Below are 1,482 nucleotides of genomic sequence, written 5' to 3'. Positions count from 1 at the left end.
TGTTATTCCCAAGTAGAAATGTCCTACCTAATAACCAAATAGAAATGTCCTATATGGACATTTCCAAGTCAAGCACAGGATTTAGATTTCGTTGTTCAATCGCTGTTTTCTGTGCTTGTCTACGTGGCATCTTTTGAGAACGATTGCGTTTGTTTTGGTGTTCCAGTTGTTCATGCTGTTGTTGAATATGTGCCAGCACAGAACCCAAACGTTTATTCTCAACGATCTCTCGCTGGTTGAGCTGACTTAATTTATCAAAGATGCTGTAATTGATTTTTCTTCCCTGATATTCAATGGCTACAGTACCATCCGGATATTCCAGGAACTCAAGATACTTGCCGCCCAATCTTTGATTTTCTTCGCTGTTTTCCAAGATATATACGCATTTATCATAAGTAATCGTCAAGCTGTTCGTGACCCTGCGGGGTTCACGCCAGGTAAAAACATCATCTAATTCTTCGGCTGTTTCAGCGATAGGCCGATGTAGATCCTTGGAATTAAAAGCCATCTTGGCGAATTTACGATTAAATTGCTCAATAAAGCACGGCAGCCACTTATTGGCATCTGCAATTGAACTGATGCCTTCTAGACGCATCTCCTTAATCAGACGATCCTGAAGTGTTCTATTCGCTCGTTCTACACGACCTTTGGCTTGAGGGGAGTTAGCGAAAATGATATCGATATTGAGAGTGCTCAGAACACGTCCAAACTGGGTAATCTTGGTGTCTTTCTTGCTACTTTGATTCACCCTAAAAACTGAATGTTTGTCACTGTAAAATGCCAATGGCTTACCATGCTGTTCGATATATAAACGTGTCGAAATCATATAGTCAAAGGCTGACTCTGACGCACAGAAGCGTAAATGCTGCAATTTTCCTGTGGCATCATCGATGAATACTAGCAGACAGCATTTAGGTGCTCGACCTTCAAACCAATCATGGTGTGAGCCATCAATTTGGATCAATTCACCATAACAATCTCGGTTATAACGAGGCTGATATGGTCGTTTCAGGCGCTTGCAGCGAGGGATCCATAAATCGGCTGCAATCATCCAGGAACGCAGGGTTTCTACTGAAAGATCGAATCCATGCACGGTGGTGAGCTTTTCATGCGCTAAAGTGGGTCCGAAACCATAAAGTTGATCTGAAACAATATTGAGACACTTAAGTCTGAGTTCTTCAGGAAGTTTAGAATTGCTGATTTGGCCACGACCGGCATGGGCTAATGCAGCGGGACCTTGAGCTTTGTATTTCTGCAGTAAGCGTCTGATGTGACGTTCTGAGATATGAAGTAGCTGAGCAGCCTGGGATTGAGTTATACGTTGATCACAGATTTCTTGCAAGACCGACAATCGTTTAAGTTCTTTATCCGACATAGACACCAACATATCAAACCGTCCGCTAAGGAAATTGCAAAAGCGCATATTCTAAAAGCGGACATTTTTACTTTGGAGAAACCGGACATTTCTATTTTGGGCTTACA

At 42.2% G+C, this 1,482-nt stretch carries 1 protein-coding gene; it reads right to left on the bottom strand.

What is annotated here, in order from left to right:
- Window positions 1-49 precede the first annotated feature (49 nt).
- Window positions 50-1,375, bottom strand: coding sequence for an ISNCY family transposase (locus ACXM0J_RS18735; protein ID WP_008942541.1), 1,326 nt, complete (start codon window positions 1,373-1,375; stop codon window positions 50-52).
- Window positions 1,376-1,482: the final 107 nt, after the last annotated feature.

Source organism: Acinetobacter sp. GRABPA_MV_2, from assembly GCF_056725885.1.
The sequence above is the reverse complement of the archived record's forward strand: the minus strand, read 5'-3'. Positions and strand labels throughout refer to the sequence as shown.